General features: G+C 31.4%; 13 protein-coding genes. 9 read left to right on the forward strand and 4 right to left on the reverse strand.

The genetic code is table 11. The features are described 5' to 3' along the window. The 3 genes from C8N27_RS06230 to C8N27_RS06240 form a co-directional block, all read left to right on the forward strand. The coding region (locus C8N27_RS06230; RefSeq protein WP_147431704.1) for a T9SS type B sorting domain-containing protein at positions 1-2,279 on the forward strand (2,279 nt) is incomplete at its 5' end. A gap of 10 nt (positions 2,280-2,289) precedes the next feature. Continuing rightward, positions 2,290-3,228, forward strand: a complete 939-nt coding sequence (locus tag C8N27_RS06235) for a PorP/SprF family type IX secretion system membrane protein (RefSeq protein ID WP_121146684.1) — start codon at positions 2,290-2,292, stop codon at positions 3,226-3,228. An 11-nt stretch (positions 3,229-3,239) separates the two neighbouring features. Then, positions 3,240-5,117 (forward strand): OmpA family protein, encoded by a 1,878-nt coding sequence (locus C8N27_RS06240; RefSeq protein WP_099214588.1) that lies wholly within the window; start codon positions 3,240-3,242, stop codon positions 5,115-5,117. 88 nt (positions 5,118-5,205) lie between these two features. On the opposite strand, the gene C8N27_RS06245 is transcribed toward C8N27_RS06240, so the two are convergent. From C8N27_RS06245 to miaE, 3 genes are all read right to left on the reverse strand, one after another. Beyond that, positions 5,206-5,697: a CAP domain-containing protein gene (locus tag C8N27_RS06245; RefSeq protein ID WP_164723410.1), complete on the reverse strand. Its 492-nt coding sequence runs from the start codon at positions 5,695-5,697 to the stop codon at positions 5,206-5,208. A gap of 112 nt (positions 5,698-5,809) precedes the next feature. Continuing rightward, positions 5,810-6,247, reverse strand: a complete 438-nt coding sequence (locus C8N27_RS06250; RefSeq protein WP_099214587.1) for a DUF4268 domain-containing protein — start codon at positions 6,245-6,247, stop codon at positions 5,810-5,812. After that, positions 6,247-6,828: a MiaE family protein gene (gene miaE, locus C8N27_RS06255; RefSeq protein WP_099214586.1), complete on the reverse strand. Its 582-nt coding sequence runs from the start codon at positions 6,826-6,828 to the stop codon at positions 6,247-6,249. The genes C8N27_RS06250 and miaE overlap by 1 nt, the downstream gene beginning before the upstream one ends. 255 nt (positions 6,829-7,083) lie before the next feature. On the opposite strand from miaE, the gene C8N27_RS06260 reads away from it, so the two are divergent. Next, positions 7,084-12,579 carry an alpha-2-macroglobulin family protein gene (locus C8N27_RS06260; RefSeq protein WP_244174717.1) on the forward strand — a complete coding sequence of 1,832 codons (5,496 nt, stop codon included), beginning with the start codon at positions 7,084-7,086 and terminating at the stop codon, positions 12,577-12,579. 138 nt (positions 12,580-12,717) lie between these two features. Continuing rightward, entirely contained in the window at positions 12,718-14,031 is a 1,314-nt protein-coding gene (locus C8N27_RS06265) for a DEAD/DEAH box helicase (RefSeq protein ID WP_121146686.1), read from the forward strand. Between the two features lie 52 nt (positions 14,032-14,083). On the opposite strand, the gene C8N27_RS06270 is transcribed toward C8N27_RS06265, so the two are convergent. Next, on the reverse strand, positions 14,084-15,031 hold the full coding sequence (locus C8N27_RS06270; protein WP_121146687.1) for a tRNA dihydrouridine synthase: 948 nt from the start codon (positions 15,029-15,031) through the stop codon (positions 14,084-14,086). A 256-nt stretch (positions 15,032-15,287) separates the two neighbouring features. Here C8N27_RS06270 and C8N27_RS06275 point away from each other — a divergent pair, with 256 nt between their 5' ends. The 4 genes from C8N27_RS06275 to pbpC all read left to right on the forward strand — a co-directional run bounded on the left by C8N27_RS06275 (position 15,288) and on the right by pbpC (position 23,665). Then, positions 15,288-15,683 (forward strand): hypothetical protein, encoded by a 396-nt coding sequence (locus C8N27_RS06275; RefSeq protein ID WP_141554028.1) that lies wholly within the window; start codon positions 15,288-15,290, stop codon positions 15,681-15,683. An 82-nt stretch (positions 15,684-15,765) separates the two neighbouring features. Next, entirely contained in the window at positions 15,766-20,088 is a 4,323-nt protein-coding gene (locus tag C8N27_RS06280) for a CusA/CzcA family heavy metal efflux RND transporter (RefSeq protein ID WP_121146688.1), read from the forward strand. Between the two features lie 10 nt (positions 20,089-20,098). Continuing rightward, positions 20,099-21,223: an efflux RND transporter periplasmic adaptor subunit gene (locus C8N27_RS06285; protein WP_121146689.1), complete on the forward strand. Its 1,125-nt coding sequence runs from the start codon at positions 20,099-20,101 to the stop codon at positions 21,221-21,223. A gap of 102 nt (positions 21,224-21,325) precedes the next feature. Next, positions 21,326-23,665 (forward strand): penicillin-binding protein 1C, encoded by a 2,340-nt coding sequence (gene pbpC / locus C8N27_RS06290; protein ID WP_167444728.1) that lies wholly within the window; start codon positions 21,326-21,328, stop codon positions 23,663-23,665. Positions 23,666-23,718 lie beyond the last annotated feature (53 nt).

A 23,718-nucleotide genomic window follows, 5' to 3' on the forward strand; every position in this document is an offset into this window, starting at 1 on the left:
CAGAATTTGTGGAGACTTTACCAGCAGCAGAAATCACAGTAAGTTGTGATAACATTCCAGTAATGGAAACCTTAACAGCAACCGATAATTGTGATGCTTCTGTAACAGTAATTCCGAGTGAAGTAACCAGTGGAGATGATGACGCATGTGGATCAGAATACTTGATTACTAGAAAATGGACAGTATCAGATTGTTCAGGAAACACTACAACACATATTCAGGTAATTACAGTAGAAGATACTACAGCACCAGAATTTGTGGAGACTTTACCAGCAGCAGAAATCACTGTAAGTTGTGATAACATTCCAGTGATGGAAACCTTAACAGCAACCGATAATTGTGATGCTTCTGTAACAGTAATTCCAAGTGAAGTAACCAGTGGAGATGATGACGCATGTGGATCAGAATACTTAATTACTAGAAAATGGACAGTATCAGATTGTTCAGGAAACACGACAACACATATTCAGGTAATTACAGTAGAAGACACTACAGCGCCAGAATTTGTGGAGACTTTACCAGCAGCAGAAATCACAGTAAGTTGTGATGCAGTTCCAGCAGCAGTAGTTTTAACAGCAACCGATAATTGTGATACTTCTGTAACAGTAAATTATTCAGAAGAATTTGCAGGACAGGATGATGAATGTGCATCAGTATATACAATCACAAGAACATGGACAGTACAAGATTGTGCGGGTAATACTACATCACATACTCAAGTAGTGACAGTAGAAGACACTACAGCACCAGTATTTGTAGAGGAATTATCAGCAGATGTAACAGTAAGTTGTGATGTAGTTCCAGCAGCAGTAGTTTTAACAGCAACCGATAATTGTGATACTTCCGTAACAGTAAATTACTCAGAAGAATTTACAGGACAGGACGATGAATGTGCATCAGTATATACAATCACAAGAACATGGACAGTACAAGATTGTGCGGGTAACAGCACATCACATACTCAAGTAGTGACAGTAGAAGACACTACAGCACCAGTATTTGTAGAGGAATTATCAGCAGATGTAACAGTAAGTTGTGATGTAGTTCCAGCAGCAGTAGTTTTAACAGCAACCGATAATTGTGATACTTCCGTAACAGTAAATTACTCAGAAGAATTTACAGGACAGGACGATGAATGTGCATCAGTATATGCAATTACAAGAACATGGGAAGTACAAGATTGTGCGGGTAATACTACATCACATACTCAGGTAGTGACAATAGAAGATACAATAGCACCAGAGTTTGTAGGAGAATTACCAACAGATGTAACAGTAAGTTGTGATGCTATTCCTGAAGCTGTAACATTGACAGGAACAGATAATTGTAATTCTGAAGTAATAGTTGTATATTCAGAAGAGCTTTCTGGACAAGAAGAAGGATGTGCTTCAGAGTATACAATTACTAGAACATGGGAAGTACAAGATTGTGCAGGTAACAGCACATCACATACTCAAGTTATAACAATAGAAGATAATGAAGCACCAACCTTGGTATCAACATTAGAAGATATAACAGTAGAGTGTGATAATGTTCCTGAGGTTCCAACTTTAGAGTTCACAGATAATTGTTCTTCAAATGTAACACAAACAAATTTTGAAGAAACAAGCACATTTGATGGAAGCGATAGTGACTATACAATAACTAGAACATGGACAGTTACAGATGACTGTGGAAATGTAGCAGACTTTACACAATATATAACAGTAACTGTAAAGACATCAGTAACTGAAATAGCAGACTCAAGATGTATTGATGATGGAACGATTGATTTGAATGACTATTTAGCAAATCAAAGTGAAGATGGAACTTGGGAAGTAACTCAAGGAAGTGTAACATTATCTGATGATGGAAGTTTTGATCCGTCAGGATTAAACTTAGGAGATTACATATTTACATATACATCACCAAATAATGGATGTTTAACATCAACAAAAGTTACAATTAATATAAACGACGATTGTATAGTATTACCATGTGGACAAGAAGATGTGGTAATATCTAAAGCAGTAACCCCTAATGGAGATTCATGGAATGAATTTTTCGAAGTTACAGGAGTAGAATCCTGTGGATTCATAGTTAATGTAAAAATATTTAACCGTTGGGGAGCTAAAGTTTTTGAATCAAACAATTATGCAAATAATTGGAACGGAGTTTCAGACGGAGCTACGTTTGGAGGAGCTGAAAGACTACCAGCCGGTACATATTACTACATTGTAATATTAGAAAATAGTGGTTTAAAACCATTTACAGGAGCAATTTACTTAGGAACCAAATAATATTATAGCTATGAACCATAATTACAAACTATTACAGGCAGTTATTGTACTGTTTTTTACAACAGTTTTAACAGTTCAATCACAACAGTTACCACAGTTTACTCAGTATATGTATAATACAATTTCTATTAATCCAGCCTATGCAGGAAGTAGACAAGTATTGAGTATTGTGGGGTTACATAGAAGCCAGTGGGCGGGATTAGATAGAGCACCAGAAACGCAAACACTATCTATTCACACTCCTCTTAGAAATGATAAAATAGGATTAGGATTATCATTTATAAATGATCAATTAGGATATGAAAAATTCACCTATTTATATGGAGATTTTTCATATACCATTCAACTTAATGATGACTTAAAATTAGCCTTTGGACTTAAAGCAGGGTTTACACAATATAATATTGATGATGCTTTAATAGCAGCCGAAGGTTCAGATCCAGGGATTTCAGGAATTCAAAATAGATGGGAACCAAATATAGGTAGTGGATTGCTACTACATACCAATAAATGGTATGTAGGGCTTTCTGCCCCAAGATTATTGAATATAGATCATAATGATTTAGAAATTAATGGAATTAATTACGGAGTTGTAGATAAAGTAAGTTATTACTTAACAGGAGGGTATGTTTTTGATGTAAGCGATAACGTAAAATTCAAGCCTTCTACATTATTAAAAGCAACCAATGGAGCACCGTTATCATACGATATCACAGCAAACTTTTTATTCAATGAAAAATTTTGGTTAGGAGGTTCGTATAGAATTAATGAAGATACAGGAGCTTTAGGAGCATTAGTAGATTTTCAAGTATCACGACAGTTCCGAGTAGGTTATGCGTATGAATACCCATTATCAGATATTAATCAGTATTCAAATGGAACACACGAAATACTATTGATGTTTGAATTGCATAAAGTAAATAGAGTTAAATCTCCTAGATATTTTTAAAAAGCATAGTTATGAAGACAAAAATTACACTTTTAATCTTAATTTTTTCATTCTCTTATTCATTTTCTCAGAAAAGAGTAGCAGATAAGTTCTTTAGGGATTATGCTTATGTAAAAGCAGCTGAATTTTATGAAAGCGCAGTGAAAAAAGGAGATAGTACTACATATACGTTAGCAAGACTTGGTGATTGCTATTATAACAATTCAGATTCAAAAAAAGCAGCTCATTGGTATCAATTAGCATCAGAAAGTGAAGAAGGGTTGAGTAATGAAAATATTCATAGATACGTACAAGCATTAAGAAGTATTGGTGAATATGAAAAAGCAGATGAATGGTTACAAAAATTACCTGACGCTAAAGGGAGTTTATCAAAAGAAGATTATGAAAAACTCATGACCTTAAATAATGATACGATTAATATCTATAATCTAGAGGTAAATACTAAAAACTCGGATTTTGGACCTTATGTAACAGGAAATAAATTTGTTTTTTCATCAGCAAAAAACAATGAAGGCAAAATTTATGAATGGAATAATGAGCCTTATTTAGATTTATATGAAGCGAAAATAAATGTAGAGAATGGAATAAAAACTATAGAAGATGTAGTGCCAATTACATCCTCAAAAATTAACACAAGTTTTCATGAATCAAGTGTAGCTATTACAAAAGATGGTACCACAATGTACTTTACCAGAAATAACTTAAATAAAAGAGATAAGTTAGATTATGATAAAGAAGGAACATCTCACTTAAAAATATATAAAGCTACATTGATTAATGGGCAATGGGATAATATTGAAGAACCATCATTTAATGATGAAGTATATTCAAGCGGACACCCTGCATTAAGTCCAGATGAAAAAACACTGTATTTTACGTCAGATAGACCAGGAGGATATGGTTTTACTGATATTTATAAAGTTGCTATTTTATCAGATGGAACTTATGGAGATCCTGTAAATATGGGTGATAAAATTAATACTATTGGTAGAGAAATGTTTCCTTTTGTAGCAAAAGATTACACACTATATTTTTCTTCAGATGGATATGCAAATTTAGGACTGTTAGATATTTATAAGTCTAGCTTATTAAATAATAACTCATCAGAAGTAAAAAACTTAGGAGCACCTTTTAATAGTGGTTATGACGACTTTGCCTTCTTTTTAAATGAAGATAATAAAACAGGATATTTTTCATCAAATAGACCAGGAGGAAAAGGGCATGATGATATATATAGCTTCGAAAAATGTAAGCAGTTTATTTCAGGAAAAGTATTTGATAAAAAAACAAATGAGCTATTGGCAGATGCGTTAGTAGAACTAGTTGATGCTACAGGAAAAGTGTTAGAAAAAATTACAACACAAGCAGATGGATCTTACTTTTTTGAAGTGAATTGTGGAAAGAAATATGTTCTCAGAGGATCAAAAAATGATTATAAAGATGATTTAAAAGACATATTAACGACAAATGAAGATAATAAGAATATAGAGCTAGATTTGTATTTAACACCTTTAATCATAGGTAATGAGATAGTAATTGATCCTATATTTTTTGATTTTGATAAATGGAATATACGACCCGATGCAGCCTATGAATTAGAGCATATTGTAAGAGTTTTAAATAATAATCCAAAAATGATTATTAAAATAGAAGCTCATACCGATAGTAGGGGAAGTGATAGTTATAATGAAACTTTATCAGATAAGAGAGCTAAATCTACTAGAGATTATATTTTCTCAAGAGGAATAAATACCAATAGGATAGAAAGTGCTATTGGTTATGGAGAAAAGCAATTAGTAAACAAATGTTCTAACGGTGTTCCTTGTACAGAAGAGGAACATCAAGAAAACCGACGATCAAAATTTATAATCACGAACGATTATAAATAGTAAAATAAGTAATTAGTCTCCCGTAGAGTAGTTTTCTTTAGCCCCGATTCAATGCGCATATTGGATTGGGGTTTTTTAATTTACTTCACTATTTCTTTACAAAAATATTAGTGTAATACCATTTACCGTTAGCGCTTTTTTCAGCAGTAACTTCAAAGTGAGTATAATCACCTTCAATATTTTCTCTGTGCCCATTGCTTTTAATCCAAGCATTAACCACAGCTTCTGCAGTAGAATAGCCATAAGCTACATTTTCACCTACTTTAACAGCATCAGCATTTTCAGCTAAATACTCTTTACGTTGGTAAAAAAAGTCGTGTGAAACTTCGTCTTTTTCAATCATATAATTAGTATGATTACTTGTTTGAGACTTAATAGTTTGTAACTTGTTTAGTGAAGAAAATCCATTATCAACTCTATAAGAGTTAATTAGGTCTAAAATATCTGCTTCAATCGGTTTTTCACTGACGTTAGCTGACATTTCTGGGGTACTGTCAATTATCTCGGCTTCATTAGAAGAACAAGATGTTATTATTAGTGCACAAAACAACACCAATAACTTGAGGGGGTAGTTATTCATGATTATAGGGGTTAAGGGGTTAATCAAAAAACGGTGTAAAGATATAACGAAAACTCAACACAAAACAAGTTAATTGTATGAATTTGAGGTAAAAAGGGGGTTTTTCCTGTGACTAGATAGCTTGTTTTATAAAGTCTTCATACTCGTAAAAAAAGAGTTCAAACTGTGTCATAGTTTCAACATAAAACTCATAACAATCTCGCCAAGTATCTTTATTATAAATGCTAAATTTCTTATCAAAAGGAACATAAACTCTACGAATAATTTTATGACTATCTAATTCAAAACTATCATCAAATATAACTTCAGGTAAATACTCACTTTCCAATATCTTCTTTAAAGAAAGCAATTGATCATAAAGCAATTCATTAGCAATATCTTCAGGATGTTCAAAATCTAAACAAACAGAAGCTTTTTTTCTATCGGCTTGAAATTTAAAAGCAAATCCTTTTATTTTGGTATTGTATAACAACCATTTTCTTGGAAAGGACTTTCCAAAACTTGTCCAAAACTCTTTACGTAAACGAGCAGATTCTTCTTTACTAAACACTATCCGTGGACTTTTGCAGTTTTACCTCTTTCACGCATCATTTCAGCTTCAAAAGCCAATAAATCTTCCCATTTTTTATCAACTATTTCACGATCCATATACTTACGAGCATACCCTAAAAATAAGGTATAATGATTTGCTTCAGAAACCATTAAATCTATATAGAATTTTGATAATTCTTCATCTTCCATATTATCAGCAAAAACCTTAAAACGCTCACAGCTACGTGCTTCTATTAAGGCAGCAACCAAAAGTCGATGAATTAAAGCTTCGTTTCTATTTTTGGTATGTGGGAAGAATTTTTGCAATTTTAAAGCATAGTCATTTTTAGTAGCTTGTCCTAAAACCATACCTCGTTCTACCATGATGTTATGTACCATTCTAAAATGTTCCATTTCTTCAATGGCAATATCACTCATGTCTTTAACCAGTTCAGTTTCTTCAGAGTAATTAATGATAATTGACACAGCGTTCGAAGCCGCTTTTTGCTCAGCAAAAGCATGATCGGTTAATAACTGTTCTAATCCATTTTTAGCAACTTCAACCCAAGAAGTTTCTGTGTCAAATTGTAATCCAAGCATAATGTATTATTGAGGTTGTAAAAGTAAAAAATATAAGTACTAATTGTATACTAAATAGCCTAAAAATAGCTAGATTTGTTGTTAAAAAAAACTCTTAAGAAAATTGCTTAAAAATATTGATTCGTAATAACGAATACTAAATGAATTGCTACAAATTCTAAATAGATAATCTTTTCAAAAGATTTTTCAGTAGTTTTAGGTAAAATTGAGAAAGACAAAACTCCTAAGGAAATGAAATCACAGTTATTTAAAAAAATGAAAAAAATTATTGGGGCTTTTACATTAATATTTTTGATGCTTATCGCAAACTCATGTAAAAAGTCTATTGTTACGGAAAGTAACGTTAATGAGTTTAGCGAGTATATTAGTGTTTTTCCAGATAAATTAATATCGGTAACTCCAAACTTAAAATTTGTATTAAAAAAGAAGGTAACTACAAATTTCGAGGCTACAGAAGTTATTACTACCAAACCAGCTATAAAAGGAGAAGTAGTTTTAAATGACAACGAACTAGTTTTTGTCCCTGCTGAAAAATTAAAAAGTAATCAAGAATATTCTATAACACTCCATTTATCAAAATTATATGAAGATGTTGATGAGAATTTAGAAGACTTTACTGTTAATGTAAAAACAAAAGAGCTATTATTTAATGTCTCTTTACAGTCTCCAAGCGTTTATAATAAAAACCTATATGCAGTTGAAGGAGAGTTGATAGCTAGTGATATAATTGAAACAGAGAAAGTATCATCTTTGGTAAAAGCTACATACAACGGAAAAGCAAAACCTATAAAATTTAGTACTGTAGGAAAAGTAAGTTCTAAAGTTTATTTTAAAATAGATAGTATACAACGTTTTGAAGATGATAAACAGTTAAAGGTTGAATGGACTGGAGCTCCGGTTCAATCAGAATCTAAAGGAAGTAGAGAAGTAACTATTACAGGAAAAAATAACTTTAAAGTATTAAGCGTAGAAGTTATTGATACAGACAAACAGCACATAGAGATAAGTTTTTCTGACCCATTACAAAAATCACAAAACATAAAAGGATTAATTCAGTTTTTAAACACTCAAAAAAGAGCTTTTACATACAAGGTAAACAGTAATAAAGTAACTGTATACCCTAAATCATCATTTAGGCAAAAAGTTGATATAGAAATTTTCAAAGGAATTAAGAGTACTGATGGTTATGCTTTGAAAGAAAATACCATTAAAACAGTGTATTTTGAAGAATTAAAACCAGCAGTAAAGTTTATAAAAAGTGGATCTATACTTCCAAATTCTAATAACTTAAAAATAAATTTTAGTGCAGTAAACCTAAAAGCAGTTGATGCAACTGTCTATAAAGTTTATAAAGAAAATGTACTACAATTTTTACAGTACAATAATTTAAGTAATCAAGGAAACCTACGTTATGTGGGGCGTCCAGTAGCTAAATATACAGTAAATCTAGGTAATCAAGGATTAGATTTAAGTAAAGAAAATGCTTTTGCTATTGATTTAGCTGAAATAGTAAAAGTGGAGAATGGAGCAATGTATAGAGTTGAGTTTTCTTTTAACAAAGACTATTCAAATTATAAATGTGATGAAGGTGCTTCAACCAAAACCATAGTTTTTGGAAAAAAAGAAATAGACACTAAAAGTTATGATAGTCCTAATTATTATGATGATTACTATTATGATTATAACTGGAGAGATAGAGAAAATCCTTGTACAACTTCATACTATTACAATAAAAATATTAGCACAAACATTTTAGCTACGAATATTGGTGTTATAGTAAAAAAAGGAAACAATAATAAAATAGTAGCAGCAGTTACAGATATACTTACTACTAATGTTATTGAAGGTGCTAAAGTAACTTTATACAACCTACAAAAACAAGAAGTAGCTTCAGCTACAACTAATAAAGAAGGTGTAGTTTCTTTTTCTGATGTAACAAATGCCTTTTTTGCAGTAGTTACTAAAAATAATAACACAACTTACATAAAATTAAAAGATGGAGAAGCACTTTCAATGAGTAAGTTTGATGTTTCTGGTGTAAAATTGCAAGAAGGAATTAAAGGATATATCTATGGAGAACGAGGAGTGTGGCGACCAGGAGATCAATTATTCTTAACATTTATCTTGAATGATAACGCGAATCCAATTCCAGAGGAGCACCCAATAAAATTTGAATTAATAAATCCAAGAGGAAAGATAATCGATAGAAAAGTACTTCCAAAAAAAATAAACAATGTATATGCATACGCTCCAGTAACAAATCCAGAAGCTATTACTGGTAATTGGAAAGTACGTGTAAGTGTTGGAGGAGCTGTTTTCAACAAAACATTAAAAGTTGAAACCATAAAACCGAATCGATTAAAGATTAAACTAGCTACAGATTCAGAATTTATTAAAGCAAATTCAACTATTACAGGAAATGTAGAAGTAAAGTGGTTGCATGGAGCAATAGCAAGAGGTTTAAAGTTAGATATCAACGGAAAATTCTCACAAACCAACACAGAGTTTCCAAAATTTAAAAACTATAATTTTGATGATGTAACTCGTAGATTTGGAACTGAAGAATTTAAAGTTTTAAAAGGGAATTTAAGTAGCGAAGGAACTACTAAATTTTCAGTAAAGCCTAAATTAGATAGTAAAGCTCCAGGAATGCTAAGAGCGAGCTTTATAACCAAAGTGTATGAAAATGGAGGAGACTTCAGTACTGATGTATTTTCTAACAAAGTGTCACCGTATACTTCATATGTAGGGTTGCAAGATGCTGAAGAACCACAATCTAAAAACTATTTATTTACAGATGAAGAATATACATTTAATGTAGCTTCAGTAAATGAAGATGGGGTAGGAGTAACAAATAGTTTAGAAGTAAACGTATATAAGTTATCATGGCGTTGGTGGTGGAGTACTTCTGATAACGGTTTATCTAGTTATGACGGTACACGTTATCATGAACCTTATAAAAAACTAAAAGTAACTACAAACGCAAATGGTAAAGGAACCTTTAAATTAAAGGTTGATGAAAACGATTGGGGACGTTATTTAATAAAAGTAAAAGATTCAAAAAGTAAGCACGTTACCTCAAATGTAGTGTATTTTGATTGGCCTTCTTGGTATGCTAAGAAAAAAGGAAACCAAGATAAGAGCAACGCTACGATGTTGATATTTACAACCGATAAAGAATCGTATGAAGTAGGTGAAAAAGCAACTGTTAAGTTTCCTTCTTCAGAAGAAGGAAAAGCGTTTATAACAATAGAAAACGGAACAGAAGTATTAGATCATTTTTGGGTGCCAACACAAGCACAACAAACAACGTTTAGTTTTCCAGTAAAAGCGAGTTATACACCAAATGTGTTTGTAAATATTTCGTTACTACAAAAACACAGTCAAACAGTAAATGATTTACCAATTCGTATGTATGGTTCAATTCCTATGTTAGTGAATAATCCTGCAACCAAATTGGAACCAAAAATTCAGTTAGCAGACGAGTTACGACCAGAATCTACCGCAACTATTCGAGTGAAAGAAGAAAAAGGTAGACCAATGACTTATACGATTGCATTAGTAGATGAAGGCTTATTAGACTTAACACGTTTTAAAACGCCAAACCCTTGGGGAGTATTTTATGCACGTCAGTCTTTAGGTGTAAAAACTTGGGATATATTTGATGATGTTATAGGAGCTTATGGGGGAAAAGTAAATCAAATATTAAGTATTGGGGGTGATGAAGCTGAAGCAGGAAGTAAAAACAGAAAAGCCAACCGATTTAAACCAATGGTTACCTATTTAGGTCCTTTCGATTTAGAAATGGGAGATATTAAGGAACACAAGGTTAAAATTCCAAAGTATGTAGGATCTGTTCGTGCAATGGTAGTGGCTACTGATACTAAAAAAGATGCGTATGGTAGTGACGAGAAAACAGCTTTTGTAAGAAAGCCAGTAATGATTTTAGCATCATTACCTCGTAAAATAACGCCACAAGAAACTGTTACCTTACCAGTTACTGTTTTTGCAATGAAATCAAATATCAAAAATGTAAAAGTTACAGTACAACCAAACGAGGCATACACAATTGTAGGAGATAAAACACAGACAGTTTCATTTAATCAGCCAGATGAAAAAATGGCCTACTTTACTTTAAAAGTAAATGATTTTAAAGGAATAGGTAAAGTAAAAATAGATGCAAGTTCAGGAAGAGAAAAAGCATCTTACGAAGTAGAAATAGATGTGTTAAATCCAAATCCTGTAACTACTGAGGTAAAAGACATAGTATTAAAATCAAATGAAGTAGGAGAAATCAACTTTACAAGTTTTGGTACAAAAGGAACTAACGCGGCTACAATAGAATTATCGACATTGCCTCCAATGAACTTTACCAAACGTTTGGGGTATTTAATTCGTTATCCACATGGTTGTGTAGAGCAAACCACATCAAGTGCATTTCCACAATTGTTTTTACCAGAAATATTTGAATTACCGAAAGAAAAAATAGCTTCTACAGAAAGAAATATTAAAGCAACAATTCAACGATTATCAGATTTTCAATTGTCTAATGGAGGACTTTCATATTGGCAAGGAAATAGTACCGCAGATAGCTGGGGAACATCTTATGCAGGTCATTTTATGATTGAAGCTGAAAAGAAAGGATATGTATTGCCTATAGGTTTCAAATCAAAATGGGTAGGGTATCAAAAACAACAAGCACGTAATTGGAGAAATAGCTCACGCTATTACAATAACTCACTTTCACAAGCATATAGATTATACACGTTAAGCTTAGCAAATAGTCCTGATTTAGCTTCAATGAACCGTTTACGTGAATCAATGGGAGTTTCAGATGAAGCAAAAATGAGATTAGCTAGTGCGTATGCTTTAATAGGTAAAAAAGCTATTGCTAAATCTATTTTAAAAGAAATAACAGGTTATACGTATACAAAACAATATTATTCAAATTATGGGTCTGAAACGAGAAATAAAGCAATGTCGTTAGAAACCTATATGTTGTTAGACGACGAAACTAAATCAATAAAATTAGCAAAAGAAATTGCCGAAAACCTATCGAGTGAGCGTTGGATGAGTACACAAACTACAGCTTATAGTTTATTAGCAATGAGCCAATATGCTTTGAAAAATGGAGGTAGTAATGGAATTAGTGCTAGCTATATTTTAAATAAGGCTTCAGGAGAAGCAAGTACTTCAAAATCGTTGTTAGCAAAAGATTTAATAGCTATTCAAAAAGAGAACTCATTAAAAATAACAAACAAAAATAACGGAGTTTTATATGTACGTGTACTAAACAAAGGAATCTTACCAGTTGGTGAAGAAAAAGTATTCCAAAAGAATTTAGAAACAACTATTACATATAAAACAAAAGATGGAGCTCGTATTACTCCAGATAACTTGTCACAAGGAACTAACTTTTTAGCTGAAGTTACAGTAAAGAATCCAACGAGTGAAACGATTGACAATGTAGCATTAACACAATATATTCCTTCAGGATGGGAAATTGTAAATACTCGTTTTACTGATTTTGGTAACAATACAATATCTTCAAAAGTAGATTATACAGATATAAGAGATGCAAGTATTAGTAACTATTTTACATTAAAAAAATACGAGATAAAAACATTCCGAGTATTGTTAAATGCGTCGTACTTAGGTGAGTATTATTTGCCAGGAGTACAAGTAGAAGCGATGTATGATAACGATTACATTGCACGTACGAAAGGTGAATGGATTAAAGTGGTGAAGTAGTTTATAAATAATTAAAAGAGATAAATAAAGCTTACTGATTTCAGTAAGCTTTATTTATTTCTAAAATACTTAATCTTTCCTTGTGTAAGACTACCTATCTTTGCCCATCAATATAAAATTCATAGATATAAAAAGATTATGGTAAATACAGTTAAGACACAAGAAGATATTTTAACAAAGCTAAATATCTATGAATTAAATGAAATGCAACAAAAAGCCATTTCAACTATTGATAAAACAACCAATACAGTAATATTATCACCTACAGGAACAGGTAAAACATTAGGATTTTTATTACCAACATTAAAGTTAATAGATCCTAATAATAAAGAGGTTCAAGTTTTAATTTTAGTACCCTCAAGAGAATTGGCTATTCAAATAGAACAAGTGATACGTGAAATGGGAACTGGTTTAAAAGTAAATGCTGTATATGGTGGACGTTCAATGGCAAAAGATAAAATTGATTTAAAACATACACCAAGTATATTAATAGGCACACCTGGTAGAATCTCTGATCATTTTACGAACGATCGTTTTTCTAAAGAAAGTATTAAAACCTTAATTTTAGATGAGTTTGATAAATCGCTAGAAGTTGGCTTTGAGTATGAAATGCGCGGAATTATTAATCAGTTACCTAACATTAACAAACGTATTTTAACTTCAGCAACTCAAGAAGCTGAAATTCCAGATTTTGTACGTTTAAACAATCCTACTGTATTAAACTATTTAACAGATAAGAAACCAAAGAAATTAACTTTAAAAACGGTTGTTTCTCCATCAAAAAATAAAAATCAAACCTTAGTTGAGTTATTACATCACATAGGAAACCAACAAGGAATTATTTTTTGTAATTTAAAAGATAGTATTGCTAACGTAAGCGAGTTTTTAACGAAGAACAAAATAGCACATAGTTGTTTTTCTGGTGGAATGGAGCAAAGAGATCGCGAACGTTCTTTAATAAAGTTTAGAAACGGAACAAGTCAAGTACTATTAGCTACTGATTTGGCTGCAAGAGGAATTGATATTCCAGAAATGAAATACATTATTCATTATGAGTTACCACAAAGAATAGAAGAGTTTACGCATAGAAACGGGCGAACAGCAAGAGTAAATGCCAAAGGAACTGCTTATGTTTTAAAGTGGCAAAAAGAAAGCTTACCTGAATTTCTTAAAAACATACCCAATGCGGATATTTCTCAGAAACAAAAGTTAAAGCCTGCTTATTGGGAGACTTTATTTATTTCAGGAGGAAGAAAAGACAAAATATCTAAAGGAGATATTGCAGGTTTATTCTTTAAAAAAGGAAATCTGACAAAAGAACAGTTAGGAGTTATTGAACTAAAACAAGATTGCGCTTTTATTTCGGTTCCTGTTACTGAGTCAAAAAGATTATTAGAAGATTTAAACAATACACGTTTAAAAAACAAAAAAGTTCGTATTAGTGTTGTGTAAAGTAAATAAAAATAAACTATAAGTTATTACTGTTTGTTAGGGGAAAGTAATGTTATTTTTCACTATCTAAAATATCCTTAACAGCCGCTTGATACTTCTTAGGATTTGTCGCTTTTTTAATTTTTTTATAAGTTTTACGAGGATCAGAAAACGATTGAGAAAAATACTCCCAAAAACCTAGCATTTTCATTTTTATAGGCGTTGGTCCAGATAAGGCAGCATCATATTGCTGGTATATTTCATCATGAAACTCTCTAAATATATTCCATCTGTCTTTTGGATATTCAGTAGTATTATCTTTAATCATTTGTGGTAAAAACGGATCTGCAATTAAACCACGTCCAATCATAAAATGTGTAATATCAGGAAAACGCTCTTTCATAGCTTTAAAACCTGCTACTGTAGTAATATCACCATTATAATATAATTGATGTTTGGCAACGTCTATACATTTTTGAAAAGCATCTAAATCAACACCTCCTTTGTACAATTGTTTTCCAATTCTGGCATGAATAGCCACATTTTTTAACGGATATTTATCTAAAATAGGAAAAGTGTGCAGTATTTCTTCACTGTTTTCATAACCCATTCTCATTTTCATTGATACTAGAATGTTGGTTTCGTTATGAGCGCGATGTAGTATTTCATCTATACGAGTAGGATTACAAATTAAACCAGAACCCATACCTGATTTTGTAACCATAGGGTAGGGACATCCTAGATTCCAATTCAACTCTTTATATCCTAAACTTTGTACATATTTGGCAACAAATAAAAACTCTTCAGCATCATTGGTTATAACTTGCGGAATAACCGTTAAAGTTGTGTTATTTTCAGGGAGTAAATCACGTTCATAACTCGATTTTATTTTAAACTTCCCATTTAATCGAATGTAAGGAGCATAAAAAGTATCAATACCACCAAAATATTTTTGTTGGGCATTCCTAAAACGAAAATCGGTAAACCCTTGTAAAGGTGAAGAAAGTAAGTTAAAACTCATAGTATAATTTGAGTTGCAAATATAACAGACTTATCGACTAAATGTTTGCTGTAAACTTTATACTTTTGAGATATATAAGTTGTCTTTGAAAATTGTTTTGTTGATGCCGATTGTGTTTCTTAAAAAATAAAAACATTAAAATTTTTATAAAAAATATAGAGAATCATCACTATACAGTGGTTATTTTTTGTTATTAACATAATATTAAGAATATTTAAATGTAAAAAAAGAGCTAAAAAAGTATCTTTGTTAGCAAGTGAGAACATCATCCATAATATTATCTATAGTAATGCTTTTTCAAAGTTTAAATATTACGTGTAATAATATTTTAAACTTAGATAAATTAATAGAGCATGCACAGTTTCATAAAGAAGCCTATAGCGATGGTTTTATTACTTTCTTATCTAAACACTATGGAGAATTAAAAGTAACTCACTCAGAAAAGCATCAAGAAGAAAAAGAAGAACATGAGAAACTTCCTTTTCAATTTGATTATCATTTAGTAGACTTTCACACAATTACATTCGAAAATACAGAGGTTTCTTTACCCTCTACATTAGCTTTCATTGAAAGAAAGCAAATATTTTATCACCAAAATTTTTATAACTCACCAGACGCATTAGGGGTATTTCAGCCACCTAGGTATATATAATTCATATACAAATAGTAATTAAAATATCGATTTAATCCATAACGGATCGGTATAAAACATGTAATTATTTAAAAGATGAATTATGTTATCAAAAATTATACAATTCACTATAAAGAATAAATTTATAGTCCTGCTATTTACAAGTTTTATTGTAGGGTTCGGAATTTATTCACTTTCACAAATCCCTATAGGGGCTGTACCAGATGTAACAAATAATCAGGTGCAGGTAATCACCACATCACGAAATCTTTCAACACAAGATATAGAACAGTTTATAACTTATCCTGTAGAACTAGAAATGGCAAATCTACCAGGGGTAAAAGAAATAAGATCTGTTTCAAAATTCGGTTTATCTGTAGTAACCATAGTTTTTGAAGAATCTATGGGAACTTATTTACCGAGGCAGTTAATAGCCGAAAAAATTAAAACCGCTTCAGAAAAGATACCAGAAGGATTTGGTTCACCAGAAATGGGGCCTATCACTACAGGACTAGGAGAAGTATATCAATATATATTAGATGTAAAGCCAGAGTTTAAAGACCGTTACAGTACAACAGATTTACGAACTATTCAAGATTGGGTAGTAAAGAGGCAATTATCAGGTATTCCAGGAGTTGTTGAGGTTAATACTTGGGGAGGCTATTTAAAACAATATGAAGTAGCTATTAATACTCAAAAACTAAATGCGATGAATATTTCAGCAAAAGAAGTATTTACAGCATTAGAAAATAACAATAGTGTTGCAGGAGGAGGATATATAGAAAAAGTAAATCAGTCTTACTTTATAAGAGGAGAAGGATTAGCTAAAACGCTTGAAGACATAAAAGATATTGTTGTAACAAATAAAGAAGGAATGCCTATTTATGTTAAAGATGTTGCAACAGTAGGCTATGGAAGTGCTACACGATTCGGAGCCATAACCGCAAATGGAGAAGGAGAAAAAGTGTTAGGACAGGTAATGATGTTGAAAGACGCTAGCTCAAAAGATGTAATTGAAGCTGTAAAAGAAAGAGTAGCAAGCATTGAAAAATCATTACCTGAAGGAGTATTCATTAATGCATTTTTAGAGCGAAGTGAACTTATAGGTAAAACAACATTTACAATTACTGAAAACCTAGTATTAGGATGCATAATTGTAATTTTTGTAGTAGTTCTTTTATTAGGAAACATTCGCTCAGGATTGGTAGTAGCATCTGTAATTCCTTTATGTCTCTTATTTGCTCTATCGTTAATGTACATTTTTGGGATTGATGCAAACTTGATGAGTTTAGGAGCTATAGATTTCGGAATTATAATAGATGGAGCTGTAATTATTGTTGAATACATTACTTTTAAAATCACCCAGCAAAAAGACACCTTCGTTACATTAAACAAAAAAGATCAACAACAAGTTAAAGACTCAGTTAGTAATGAAGGAGCTTCAAAAATGATGAGTTCTGCGGTATTTGGGCAATTAATAATTCTCATTGTTTTTATACCAATTTTATCCTTAAGTGGTGTTGAAGGAAAAATGTTTAAGCCTATGGCTTTAGTATTCAGTTTTGCATTGATAGGGGCTATTTTACTATGCTTAACTTATGTTCCTGTGATGGCATCTATATTTTTAAAACCTTCAAACATTACAGATAAAAACATTTCGGTACGATTAATAAATAAACTGAATCAATGGTATGCACCAGTAATACATTGGGCATTGCATCGAAAAAAGGCAGTTCTAGGGATAGCATTATCTATGTTATTATTTTCTGTCTTTATTTATACAAAAATGGGCGGAGAGTTTGTTCCTACATTAGATGAAGGAGATTTTGTTATTCAACCCGTTTTAAAAACAGGAACAACGCTGAGCAACACAATTGAGGCAACTACAAAAATTGAAAAAATTTTAAAAGATAACTTTCCAGAGGTTAAACAAGTAGTATCGCGTATTGGTGCTGCCGAAGTACCAACAGATCCTATGAGTATGGAAGAAAGTGATGTAATAATTACGTTACACCCCAAAGGTGAATGGACTTCTGCTGAAAGTAAAGACGAATTAGCAGATAAGTTTAAAGAAGCTTTAGAGATAATTCCAGGAATGGAAGTTGAATTTACACAACCAATTGAAATGCGTTTCAATGAGTTGATTACTGGGGTGAGAGCCGATATTGCAATCAAGATTTTTGGAGAAGACCTGTCAGTTTTAGCTCAGAAAGGAAATGAAATAAAAAAGTTAGTAGAAAATGTAGAAGGAGCTTCTGATATCATTGTCGAAAAAATTGAAGGTTTACCTCAAATGAATGTTGCTTACAACAGAACTAAAATTGCAAGATACGGTCTTAATATAAAAGAAGTTAATGAAATGGTATCTATGTCATTTGCAGGAAAAACAGCAGGAAATGTTTTTGAAGGTGAAAAACGCTTTGATTTAGTGGTGAGATTAGATAAAACTAACCGTACTGATATCAGTGATTTAAAAGAGTTATATATAGATTTACCTAATGGAGGAAAAGTACCGTTAGATGAATTAGCAACTATTACGTATCAAAAAGGAGCAGCAAAAATTTCAAGAGACGATACTAAACGTAGATTAGTAGTAGGAATCAATGTTCGTAACAGAGACTTACAATCTGTAGTAGATGATGTTCAACAATTGATAAACAAAAATGTAAAACTACCTACTGGGTATACAATTACGTATGGCGGACAGTTTGAGAACTTACAAAGTGCTTCTAAACGCTTAATGATAGCTGTTCCTGTAGCGTTAATATTAATATTTATTATGTTATATTTTGCTTTTAAGTCAGTAAAAGAAGCATTGATTATTTATTCAGCAATACCATTTGCAGCTATTGGTGGGGTATTATTGTTATGGATACGCGATTTACCTTTTAGTATATCAGCTGGTGTTGGTTTTATTGCGCTTTTTGGAATAGCAGTACTCAACGGAATTGTATTAATAGAGCATTTTAAAGAATTAAGAAATAAAGAATTCTCTACTATTGAAGAATTGGTAAAACAAGGAGCAGCAGATAGGTTAAGAGCTGTACTACTAACAGCATCGGCAGCAGCATTAGGTTTTTTACCTATGGCGATATCAACTAATGCAGGAGCAGAGGTACAACGTCCTTTAGCAACAGTAGTTATAGGAGGTTTAGTAACTTCTACAATTTTAACATTGGTAGTGTTGCCTGTATTGTACACAATTTTTGATAACCCAAAGAAATTAAAAATTAATAAAAAGGTAGCGAGTTTAGGTGTTGTACTTCTTATGGGATTGTGTACTGTTCAAGCACAACAAACTCCTAAAGGATTACAAAGTTTAATAGATTTAGCTGTAGAAAATAATAAAGGCTTGCAAGCTCAACAATTAAAGGTAGAAAAAGCCAAAGCAGCCATTACTTCAGCTTATACTTTTGATAAAACAGAAGTTTATTATAGTCGAGATGAAAACAATACAGTAGCAGATCATCCTTTAGATATTTTCGGTATTCAACAAACATTCGCTTTTCCAACAGTTTATGGAGCTAATAAGAAAGTACAAAGATCAGCATATAGCTTAGAAAGTAATCGATACGAAACAGCTAAAAAGAAGCTGATAAAATCAGTTGTAAACGCTTATTACACCTATCAATACACGAAAGCGCAAGAGAATATTTATAGGAGTTTAGATAGCCTCTATAATAAGTTTTCGTATGCAGCGAAACGACGATTTGAGTTGGGAGAAACTAATTATTTAGAAAAAATAACAGCAAAAGCAAAACAGAAGCAAGTAAAAAATGACTATCGAAACACAGTAGTTGCTTCCCGCATAGCTTATCAAAAAATTAAAGCGCTAGTTCAGGTGAAAGATAGTTTGGTAGTAGAAAAAGAAACTATTATTCAACCAATGCAAGTACAAAGCATTAATCTAAATAAAATTACTGAACTTCAGGGTTATTATGAAAGAGAGCAGTTAGCAAAAAGACAATTGTCACAACAAAAACAACAATTGTTACCAGACTTATCTTTAGAAGTCTTTAGAGGAAGTAATCAATATATAGCTAAAGACTTTTATGGATATCAAGTAGGAATTAAAATTCCATTATTATTTAGTGGAGAATCTTCTAAAATAAAGCAATCAAAAATAGTAAAAGAAATTGCTGAAAATGAAACTTTAAATTATCAAAAACAGTTAGAAACCTACTATACAAACCTTAAAAATAAGTTACAAGAACAAACAGTATCATTAGCTTATTATCAAGAAGAAGGGATGCCTTTGGCGAATGAAATCCTGAAAACAGCAAACATGAGTTTTAAACATGGTGAAATAGATTTTTTTCAATACATACAAAGTGTTGAAAATGCATATCAACTAAAGTTAGCTTATGTAAACAGTATAGAGTCGTACAACAATATTGTGATAGATATTAACTACTTAACGTATTAAAAAAATAAAGATGAAATATATAATTTATAGTATCCTACTTGTAACTGTAATAGGATGTAAATCAAAAGAAGCAGAAAGTACTACTGAATCTTCAGTAGTAATTACTGATGATAGAGTTTTTATAACGAATGAACAATGGGAAAAAAACAGTATGAAATTAGTTACTGTTGAAGAACAAGATTTTCCAACAACAATTAAGGTAGTAGGAAAAATAGATGTACCGCCTAAAAATAAGGTTGTAGTAACTGCTAAAATGGGAGGATTTATAAAAAACATTCCTTTATTAGTTGGTGATAAAGTTAAAAAAGGACAACGTTTGATAGCGATAGAAAATCAAGAATTTGTAGCTATGCAACAACAGTATTTAGAAACAAAACAAGAAATAACTTTTTTAAAGTCTGAATACGAACGTCAAAAGACTTTGTTTGATGAAAAAATAACATCAGAAAGAAATTATTTAAAGGCAAAGAGAGATTTTGAAGTAGCACAAACTACGTTGGTTAGTTTACAAAAACAGTTACAAATGATTAATATATCTGCAAGTAAATTAAATAGTAGTTCAATAACTTCTGTAACGGGTATTTATGCTCCTATTTCAGGAAATGTTACTAAAATCAAAGCAGTTACTGGTTCGTATATATCTCCAGCTGATGAAATTTTAGAAATTATAGATAATAAGCACTTGCATTTAGAGCTTTCTGTTTTTGAAAAAGATGCTTTAAAATTAAAAGTTGGTCAAGAAATCAGTTTTAGGGTTCCAGAACTATCATCAGAAAAATACAAAGCAGAAGTTCATTTAATAGGAAAAAGTATTAACGAAAACAGAACGGTAGATGTACATGCACATATTGAGGAAGAGAAAAAAAGAAATTTCTTATCAGGTATGTTTGTAGAAGCTGTAATAGAAATGAATAGCAATAAAGTTAATTCATTACCAGAGACTTCAGTAGCTGAGATAGAAGGAGAAATGTTTGGATTAATTTTAGATGAAAAATCAAACGAAGGCTATTATTTTAAAAAGAAAAAAGTTGAGGTTGGAAATACGTTTGAGAAGAATGTAGAATTAAAAAACTCAGAACTTAAAAAAGAAACAAAATTTTTAGAAAAAGGAGTTTTTAATTTATTAATAGAATAGAAAAAATGAGCTAAATCATAATTTTTATATTTTTTTTATAATAAAAAAGCAAAGAAATGTATGAAAATATATATTTCTTTGCTTTTTGTTAAAAGAAGGAAGATGATTAAGACTAAGAAAAAGAAAATATTATTAATCTTGACTTTTATAGGAGTCATTTTCTACTATTTCTGTCTACCTAAAAACCTATTCGATAACCCAACATCAACAGTCGTAACAGCAAAAAATAATGAATTGTTAGGAGCTGTTATTGCTAGTGATGGTCAGTGGCGATTTCCTGAGTTAGATTCCGTTCCTAAAAAGTTTGAACATTGTATTTTACAATTTGAAGATGCTTATTTTTATAAGCACTTTGGTTTTAATCCTGTTTCCATAGGAAAAGCAATGGTAGAAAATATCAAAGCAAAAAGAGTTGTAAGAGGAGGAAGTACGCTAACACAGCAAGTAATTCGATTATCAAGAAAAAATAAAGAGCGTTCGTATTTTGAAAAGTTGCAAGAGTTAATATTAGCTACTCGATTAGAATTTCGTCATTCCAAAAAAGAAGTTTTAAAGTTGTATGCTTCGCATGCACCATATGGAGGTAATGTTGTTGGATTGGAAATGGCATCGTGGCGTTATTTTGGATTAAAACCATATCAATTATCATGGGCAGAAACAGCCACTTTAGCAGTGTTGCCAAATGCTCCATCATTGATTTATCCAGGAAAAAATCAACAAAAATTAAAAATCAAAAGAAATAGGTTATTGCAAAAATTACATGAGGAGGGAATTATTGATCAAATTACGTATGATTTAGCTATTGAAGAAGAATTACCGCAAAAACCATATCCGTTACCCACAGTAGCACCTCATTTTGTACAAGAAGTAACTCAACAGTATAGAGGACAACGAGTAAAAAGCTCTATAGATATTCATCTACAAAAACAAGTAAATAATTTAGTTAAGCAGCATTATTTCCGTCAAAAACAAAATGAAGTATATAATATGGCTGTGTTGGTGTTAGATGTTAAAACAAGAAAAGTAGTATCTTATGTAGGGAATTCTCCAACAGATAAAGCACATCAAAAAGATGTAAACAATATTATTGCTCCAAGAAGCACAGGAAGTACTTTAAAACCATTTTTATATGCACAAATGCTTCAGTCGGGAGACTTATTACCCAGTCAATTAGTAGCAGATGTACCAACTGAAATAGCGGGGTATTCTCCTAAAAACTTTAACTTAACTTTTGATGGGGCAGTTCCAGCAAATGAAGCATTAACACGTTCTTTAAACATACCTTCAGTACGTATGTTACAGAGATATGGATTGGAAAAATTTAGAGAAGATTTAAAAGCATATCACATTAACGATATTAATAAGTCAGCAAATTATTATGGGCTTTCATTAATTTTAGGAGGAGCGGAAGCTAGCTTATGGGATTTATGTAAAACCTTTGCAGGATATGCAGGTATTGTAAATCACTATGAAGAATTAAAACATAATTATTATCAAAATGAATTTATAGAACCGAGTTTTTTGTTTGAAGGAACTCCAGATTTTGGTAAAGTTCAAGAAGACTATACAACTTTAGACGCTGGAGCTACTTTTTTAACACTAAATACTTTAATAGAGGTAAACAGACCTTATACAGATCAAGCTTGGAAGTATTACGATTCGTCTCAAAAAATAGCGTGGAAAACAGGAACAAGTTTTGGAAATAAAGACGCTTGGGCTGTTGGAGTTACCCCTAAGTATGTAGTAGGAGTATGGATAGGAAACTCAGATGGAGAAGGACGTCCAGATCTTACAGGAGTTGGTAGTGCAGCCCCTTTATTATTTAATGTTTTTGATGTGTTACCGAAGTCTAATTGGTTTTTGGAACCTTATGAAGATTTAATAGAAGTAGCTATTTGTGAAAAAAGTGGTTTTTTAGCCAAATCAATTTGTCCATCTATAACAAAAAGAGTTCAAAAAACTGCGATGAAAGCAAAATCATGTTCATACCATCAAGAAATAACAGTAGATATATCTGAAAAATTCAGAGTGAATTCAAACTGTGAATCTATTTCAAATATGGTAACAAAATCATGGTTTGTGTTACCTCCACTAATGGCATACTACTATCAACAAAACAATGCGGATTATAGATCGCTGCCCAAGTTTAGATCAGATTGTAACCAGTTAGAAAGTAATACAATGGATTTTGTTTTTCCAGCTAAGTATACATCAAAAATATCTTTAACGAGAGGAGAAAACAATAAACTAAACCCTATAATTTTAAAGTTAACACATGCTAATGCAGAAGCAAAAGTTTATTGGTATTTAAACAAAGAATTTATCGGAATAACAGAGCAATATCATGAACAAGCAATTATACCTAAAAATGGAATTCATACAATTACAGCGATAGATGATTTTGGTAATGAGTTAAAGAGAATTATAGAGGTAAAAAATTAAATAAATATAAATACGGTTTAATTAAAAGCTGTATTTTTAGTCTTTTTAAAAAT

Origin of the sequence: Tenacibaculum discolor (assembly GCF_003664185.1) — a bacterium.
In the GTDB taxonomy this organism is placed as follows: Bacteria; Bacteroidota; Bacteroidia; order Flavobacteriales; family Flavobacteriaceae; genus Polaribacter; species Polaribacter discolor.